Annotated in this window: 6 protein-coding genes and 2 pseudogenes; 5 read left to right on the plus strand and 3 right to left on the minus strand. The window is 43.0% G+C overall.

The window, feature by feature from the left end; translation table 11 throughout:
- From JG770_RS10570 to gltX, 4 genes and pseudogenes are all read left to right on the plus strand, one after another.
- On the plus strand, positions 1-924 hold a 924-nt coding region (locus JG770_RS10570; RefSeq protein ID WP_291958778.1), incomplete at its 5' end, for an NADH-ubiquinone oxidoreductase-F iron-sulfur binding region domain-containing protein.
- 14 nt (positions 925-938) lie between these two features.
- Positions 939-2,520 (plus strand): annotated as a pseudogene (locus tag JG770_RS10575) ([Fe-Fe] hydrogenase large subunit C-terminal domain-containing protein).
- A gap of 215 nt (positions 2,521-2,735) precedes the next feature.
- The gene (locus tag JG770_RS10580; RefSeq protein ID WP_291958780.1) at positions 2,736-3,704 is read left to right on the plus strand and encodes a ParB N-terminal domain-containing protein; all 969 of its coding nucleotides are present in this window, start codon (positions 2,736-2,738) and stop codon (positions 3,702-3,704) included.
- A gap of 2 nt (positions 3,705-3,706) precedes the next feature.
- Positions 3,707-5,173 carry a glutamate--tRNA ligase gene (gltX, locus tag JG770_RS10585; protein WP_291958782.1) on the plus strand — a complete coding sequence of 489 codons (1,467 nt, stop codon included), beginning with the start codon at positions 3,707-3,709 and terminating at the stop codon, positions 5,171-5,173.
- 7 nt (positions 5,174-5,180) lie between these two features.
- Here the strand turns inward: gltX and JG770_RS10590 are convergent, their stop codons facing one another.
- Positions 5,181-5,693, minus strand: a complete 513-nt coding sequence (locus JG770_RS10590) for a DUF421 domain-containing protein (protein ID WP_363321008.1) — start codon at positions 5,691-5,693, stop codon at positions 5,181-5,183.
- A complete protein-coding gene (locus tag JG770_RS10595; protein WP_291958787.1) occupies positions 5,641-5,778 on the minus strand; it encodes a hypothetical protein in 138 nt (45 codons plus the stop codon). Before JG770_RS10595 ends, JG770_RS10590 begins: the two co-directional genes overlap by 53 nt.
- A 133-nt stretch (positions 5,779-5,911) precedes the next feature.
- Here JG770_RS10595 and JG770_RS10600 point away from each other — a divergent pair, with 133 nt between their 5' ends.
- A complete protein-coding gene (locus tag JG770_RS10600) occupies positions 5,912-6,115 on the plus strand; it encodes a heavy metal-associated domain-containing protein (RefSeq protein ID WP_291958790.1) in 204 nt (67 codons plus the stop codon).
- A 107-nt stretch (positions 6,116-6,222) separates the two neighbouring features.
- Here JG770_RS10600 and JG770_RS10605 read toward each other — a convergent pair.
- A pseudogene (locus JG770_RS10605) lies at positions 6,223-6,468 on the minus strand (ZIP family metal transporter); the annotation flags it as partial.
- Positions 6,469-6,812: the final 344 nt, after the last annotated feature.

Genomic DNA, 6,812 nt, shown 5'->3' on the forward strand with positions numbered 1-6,812 from the left:
ATGACATCCATAGAAGGGAAACGTGGAGAACCGAGGCCGAGACCGCCTTTCCCAGCTAATAAAGGTGTTTTTGGTAAACCTACGCTGCTCAATAATGTGGAAACTTATGCAAATGTGCCTCAGATCATATTGAATGGACCTGAATGGTTTGCTTCTATAGGAACGGATAAGAGCAAAGGTACCAAGGTATTTGCGCTGGGCGGAAAAATAAACAACACTGGGTTAGTGGAAATACCTATGGGGACGACATTGCGCGAGGTGATATACGATATAGGAGGCGGTATACCCCAAGGTAAGGCATTTAAGGCGGCTCAAACCGGCGGACCGTCAGGCGGATGCATACCGGCGCAGTTCTTGGACATGCCTATAGAATACGATTCACTGATTAAGATAGGCTCCATGATGGGTTCGGGCGGTATGATCGTTATGGACGAGGATAACTGTATGGTGGACATAGCAAGGTTCTTCCTTCAATTCACTGTAGATGAGTCATGCGGTAAATGCCCACCATGTCGTATAGGCACCAAGCGTATGCTGGAGATATTGGATCGTATCGTGGAAGGCAAAGGAAAAGAGGGCGATATAGAGCTTCTGGAAACATTGGCTAAGAATATAAAGGCCTCGGCTTTGTGCGGATTGGGTCAAACAGCTCCTAATCCGGTGTTGAGCACTTTGAAATATTTTAGAGATGAGTATGAAGCTCATATACGCGATAAAAAATGCCCGGCTGGCGTGTGCCAGCAATTACTGGAGTATGTAGTAGTGCCGGAGTTGTGCCGCGGTTGCGGCCTATGCGCTCGCATGTGTCCTGTAGGGGCTATAACCGGAGCTAAGAAGGAACCGTATGTCATCGATCCCGAAAAATGCACCAAGTGCGGAACGTGCATGGACGTATGCAAGTTCGATGCTGTTATAAAGAGATAAGGAGGGGCCGGAATATGGATGAGAAAATGGTGACATTGACTATAGATGGACAGAAGGTAACAGTGCCGGATGATTATACTATTTTAGAGGCTGCCCGCTTTGCCAATATACGTATACCGACGCTGTGCTTTCTAAAAGATATAAATGAAATAGGCGCATGCCGCATGTGCATAGTGGAGATAAAAGGAGCCAAGGCGCTGCAAGCATCGTGCGTGTATCCTGTAGCCGACGGTATCGAAGTGAGCACGAATTCTCCAGCCGTAAGGGATGCTAGGAAGGTCACATTGGAGCTCATACTCTCCAATCATGATAGAAGCTGTTTGACGTGTGTGCGCAATCGCAATTGTGAGCTACAACAATTGGCCGACGAACTGAATATTAAAGAAATACCTTTTGAGGGTGAACGATTGACATTACCGATAGATGACCTTTCACCGGCCATAGTAAGAGACCCTAATAAATGCATATTATGCAGGCGTTGCATAAGCACATGCCGCAACGTACAAGAGATAGGTGTAATCGGAGCCACCGAGAGAGGTTTTAATACCATGGTGGAACCACCATTCAAAATGAGCATAAACCAGGTGCCATGCATAAATTGCGGCCAATGCATAGAGGCTTGCCCTGTCGGAGCCTTGCGTGAGAAGGATGATACCGAGCGAGTATGGACGGCTTTAGCTGATCCAGAGCTGCATGTGGTAGTGCAGACAGCTCCGGCGGTGAGAGCGGCTTTGGGCGAGGAATTCGGTATGCCCATAGGTACCCGCGTTACAGGTAAGATGGCAGCGGCATTGAGACGCCTTGGATTCGATAAGGTATTCGATACCGATTTTGCAGCTGATCTTACTATTATGGAAGAGGGAACAGAGCTGTTGGATAGGCTGCAAAACGGCGGCAAATTACCTATCGGTTATGCCATGTACAGCCAAGAAATTTGAAGCACAACGGCCGGAGTTGGCAGCTAATGGGTATCCCGATGTAGACGTTGTCATAACAACGCGTGAGCTAGCGCGCATGATAAAAGAAGCAGGCATAAACTTTTTGGCATTGCCAGATGAATCCTTTGATGATCCGTTAGGCGTGTCTACAGGGGCCGGTGTTATATTCGGTGTTACCGGTGGTGTTATGGAAGCAGCTCTTCGCACTGTAGCCGAGATATTGACCGGTGAGGAACTGGAAAATATAGAATTCGGCGTCGTCAGAGGCTTGGAAGGGATAAGGACAGCTTCCATAGATGTCGGAGGAGTTACTATAAAGGCGGCTGTAGCCAACGGCACAGCCAATGCGGCAGCACTTTTGGACCGAATCAAAAGCGGTCAAGAGCATTATGACTTTATCGAGATAATGGGATGCCCCGGCGGTTGTATAAATGGAGGTGGTCAGCCTATATTGACGGCGCAGCAAAGATGGGATATTGATATCAAAGCCGAAAGGGCTAAAGCTCTATACCAAGAGGATAGGGATATGCCTATAAGGAAATCTCATGAGAATCCGCAAATAAAGGCTATATATAACGAATTTCTAGGGAAACCAAACAGCCATACTGCTCATGAACTGCTTCATACGCATTATACCGAGCGGTTAAAATATTGTTAACGATTATTCAGCGACGCTTACTTATATATACTATAGCTGAATAATAGCAAATACTATACAATAACAGGGTAAAGCTTTATGCTTGCCCTGTTATTGTATAATAGCGAGCGATATGGTATAATCTACACATAGAATTTACTATAAGCACTTGATAAAAATCGAAAAAGAATATATCATTAGATGATAATATATTATATGCAAAGGATGATGGGTAGTTGGCCAAAGCTCGAATACATTTGGAAGGTTTAGTACCGCAAAATGTTAAAAGCAATGAAGATGAAGTGCGTTTTAAATGGACTAGTACAGCTATTATAGAGCAACAAAAAAAGCAGAATGTAAATTATATCATAAAAGTATCCAGAACGAAATGGCTCGAATTAATTAAAGATATAAAAGACGACGATATATTGGTAGTAGAAGGCGAACCGTATTTGGGCATGACCAGTAAAGGTGTTCCATATATAGAAGTAAATACTAATAATATATTTGCTAAACAATTTGTGCCTCAAGAGGATATATCTTATTTTAGGCCAGAAGAGATAGAAGAGGTGCCACTTGCGCATATAGATTTGGTGGAGCCGGTTCATTTAAATGCCAAACCATTTTCTCTTGAGCCCAATATAACGAATGCCCAGATAATCGGCAGGATTACTATGCCATTGACAGTTAGGATATTACCAAGTGGCAGATTAGGTCTGGTATCCGGCTTGAAAAATTATTTGGTTGCAAAGCAGCTTGGGTTTAAGACCGTACCAGTTATATTTAGAAACATGACAAATCTTGAATGGTTAAGTATGCGCGGCATAGACCCACAAAAAAGTTTCGAATGGCGCCACAGCAAAATTAGAGTGCCGGGTAGGCCAAGGAATATTGCACCGCCTCCCAGGCAAAACAGGATGACGGCTCCAGCCAGACCGATGGTAGCGCCGACTAGTAGAAATGAGATAAAAGAGGTACCGCTGGTGGACATAACAGTGACTAATCCGAAGTTTACAAATGCCCGTTTGAATCCCCAAAAAACCATGGCTGAGAAAGAAAGGATAAGCAAGCTGGGTAAGATAGACGAGCCATTATTGGTGCGTCAGACAGTAAACGGAAAGTACGATCTTGTGGATGGGTTTAGGCGGCTGACCATTGCAAAGGAGCTCGGTTTCGATAAAGTGCCTGTAAAGGTAGTGTCATAACGATGAACGATATACGAGTGAGATTTGCACCCAGCCCTACTGGGCCGATACACATAGGCAATATGCGTACAGCGCTGTTTAACTATCTATTTGCCAAACATGAGGGCAAAGCAGACTTCATATTGCGCATAGAAGATACCGATGCCACAAGATCCACTGTTGAATATGAGGAATATATATATAAAGAACTGGAATGGCTGGGGATAGAGTGGGACGAGGGACCGGATAAAGGAGGTCCTGTTGGGCCATACAGACAAAGCCAACGTTTGGATATTTATCAGCGATATCTTCAGAAGCTTATGGATGAAGGCTTTGCTTATCGCTGCTATTGTACACCCGAAGAATTGGAGGCCGATAAGGAACAAGCGGTAAGGGCTGGCGATATACCCCGATATTCCGGAAAATGCCGTCATTTATCCGAAGAAGAAATAAGGCGCTTCGAAGCCGAAGGTAGGCCGTCGGTTATAAGATTCATAGTGCCAGATCACGAAATGATCGCATTCGATGACCTTATAAAGGGCCGTATAGAGATTGGTAGTCATACGTTGGGTGGGGATATGATAATATTCCGCTCTGATAATATGCCCACATACAATTTCGCTGTAGTCATAGATGATCATTTAATGGGTATAACCCATGTTATTCGCGGAGATGATCACGTGGCTAATACGCCTAAACAGTTGCTGATATATAAGGCATTGGGTTTTACTCCGCCTTTATTTGCTCATACAGCTATGATACTGGGACCGGATCGCACTAAATTGAGCAAGCGTCACGGAGATAATTATATAGGCCAATATCGGCAGAAAGGTTATCTACCTGAGGCTTTATTCAATTTTCTTGCCTTGCTAGGTTGGTCTCCGGATGATGAGCGGGAAATCATGAGTAAAGATGAAATTATATCAGCGTTTTCATTGAATAGAGCATCTCGTTCACCTGCCGTATTTGATATAGATAAATTAAACTGGATGAACGGCATATATATAAGGCAAAGCCCACCTGGTCGCATAGCAGCTCTAGCTGTCCCGCATCTTAAGGCAGCCGGTTTAATAGATGATAGTGTAGATATGCGATGGTTGGAGAAAGCAGTAGCCAGCGTACAAGAGGGTATAAGCTATGTGGCAGAAATAGTAGAGCCTCTGAGAATATATTTCGGTAATGTCGTAGAGCCGGAAAATGATGAAGCTGCAGAGGTTTTGAAGGCTCAAGGCGTATATGACTTGCTGCAAAGGTTTAAAGAGCTTGTCCAGCAGGCTGAGAATATAGATGAAGCATTTGCCAAGGAAGTTTTTAATAAGCTAAAAAATGACACAGGACTTAAAGGCAAAAGCCTTTTTATGCCTATACGTGTGGCTTTGACCGGCAGGTGTCATGGGCCGGAAATGGTGACTATAATACCATTATTAGGGCGCGATCTTATATTATCGCGTTTAGAACATATATTATCGCGATTAGGTGAAGATATATAAAGGCATTTTATTCCAACTTGCCTTTATATACATCGCTTATATCTATGTTTTTAGGCACGCTATCTTTATATGTATCTACATAGAATTCTTTAGTTAAAGGGTCTATGGAAGCATATGCCACCTCTTTTATTGAGTGAATGTCGTGGGCTGCTAGCATATCCATAAGCCATTTGCCGTTTAAATTATTTTGAGCTAAGTTTTGATATATGATCTGGCCATCGACTATAAGCTCGGACGGCAGCGATTGCTGCTGTGGACTAATATTCATATCTTTAGGCGTTAATGGCTTGGTATCTGTTTTTTTGAGCACGCTCATACTGCCGTTAGATTCAAGTATAGCATATTTTACATCATTTAAATTAAAAACGTCTTTTTGTCTCAGTTCTGAGATAAGATCGTCTATATTATAATGCATCTTGCGCAGGTTATCTTCCAGTATTTGCCCATTTAAAACTACAATAGTGGGTTCACCCTCTAGTACCTTTCTTGCCGGTCGGCTTTTCATTGAAATGTATGACATGAGGAAGGTAAGCAGAGCGAATAACGCTAGTCCTATAAGATGCTGCCTGGTCCTCTTGTATTATTACCTCTGCTATCATCTTCATAGACTCTCACCTCTCTGATTATTTTTTACTTAAAGTACATAAATATACCTGCTTTTAATTTTTGCGGTATGAGATATAATATTATAGGTTGGTACTCAAATATTTATACGAAATAAAGCAGGAGGAATATGATATGGCACAAATGGTATTTAGCGTAAAAGGTATGTCGTGTGATCATTGTGTGAAGAATATAGAAAAGGCTGTTAAAACTTTGGACGGGGTGGACGATGTAAGAGCTGACCTGGATACCAAAGAGGTAACAGTGAAATATAGCGGCGATATCAATGGCGAGGATATAAAAAAGGCCATAAATGATGCCGGCTATAATGTCGAATAGGAGCGCTGCTTTATGCCTTTGTGGCTTCAGGCCTTATTAACGGTCATAGGCATAATCGTAGGTTTTACGGTAATATACTTGCTGATGCGCAAGGATAAGATATAAGATTATCCCAGCACATTGTCTAAAAACATCATGATAACGAAGCCTATGAGCAGAGCATGAGTAGCCAATTTTGAGCAGTATTGATGGTTGTGTATCTCAGGTATGATCTCTTCGGTGATCACGAAGAGCATGGCCCCTGCTGCAAATGCCATGATAAATGGTAACAGAGGCTTGGATAGCTGAATGATACAAACACCGATCAGTCCCCCTATAGGCTCGACCAGCCCTGTAGCTAGTGCTGTCAAAAACGTTTTGCCGGTACCAGGGGTGAAGCATGAAATTTTATGATCTGTGCCTGGTTGTTTCTGAAGAACCATATATTTACTTTTATTTGACGTTCACCTCTCTTGTCGACCATTTATGGCCACTGGCATTTATCATTCGTTCTATGATGCTGTTATCATATTACTTAATTGTTTTTTTATGGGTCGGCATGGGTATAACTGCAAAACCACATCCCAGCATGGTTTTTTTACAGCTTATTCTGTCAGTCGAGCTCGGATGGCACCAACCTCCACTGACATCTTCGGGCAATAACCTCCCGAATCCTTTGTATATCAAGAACCGCTCCTCTTAATGCATCATATAAATC

The organism is Mahella sp., from assembly GCF_020054945.1.
In the GTDB taxonomy this organism is placed as follows: domain Bacteria; phylum Bacillota; class Clostridia; order Mahellales; family Mahellaceae; genus Mahella.

Bases quoted from the DNA above. Each gene is read 5' to 3' on its own strand.
- gltX (WP_291958782.1), top strand. From the start codon at position 3,707: ATGAACGATATACGAGTGAGATTTGCACCCAGCCCTACTGGGCCGATA.
- JG770_RS10590 (WP_363321008.1), bottom strand. From the start codon at position 5,693: ATGTCATACATTTCAATGAAAAGCCGACCGGCAAGAAAGGTACTAGAG.
- JG770_RS10595 (WP_291958787.1), bottom strand. From the start codon at position 5,778: ATGAAGATGATAGCAGAGGTAATAATACAAGAGGACCAGGCAGCATCT.
- JG770_RS10600 (WP_291958790.1), top strand. From the start codon at position 5,912: ATGGCACAAATGGTATTTAGCGTAAAAGGTATGTCGTGTGATCATTGT.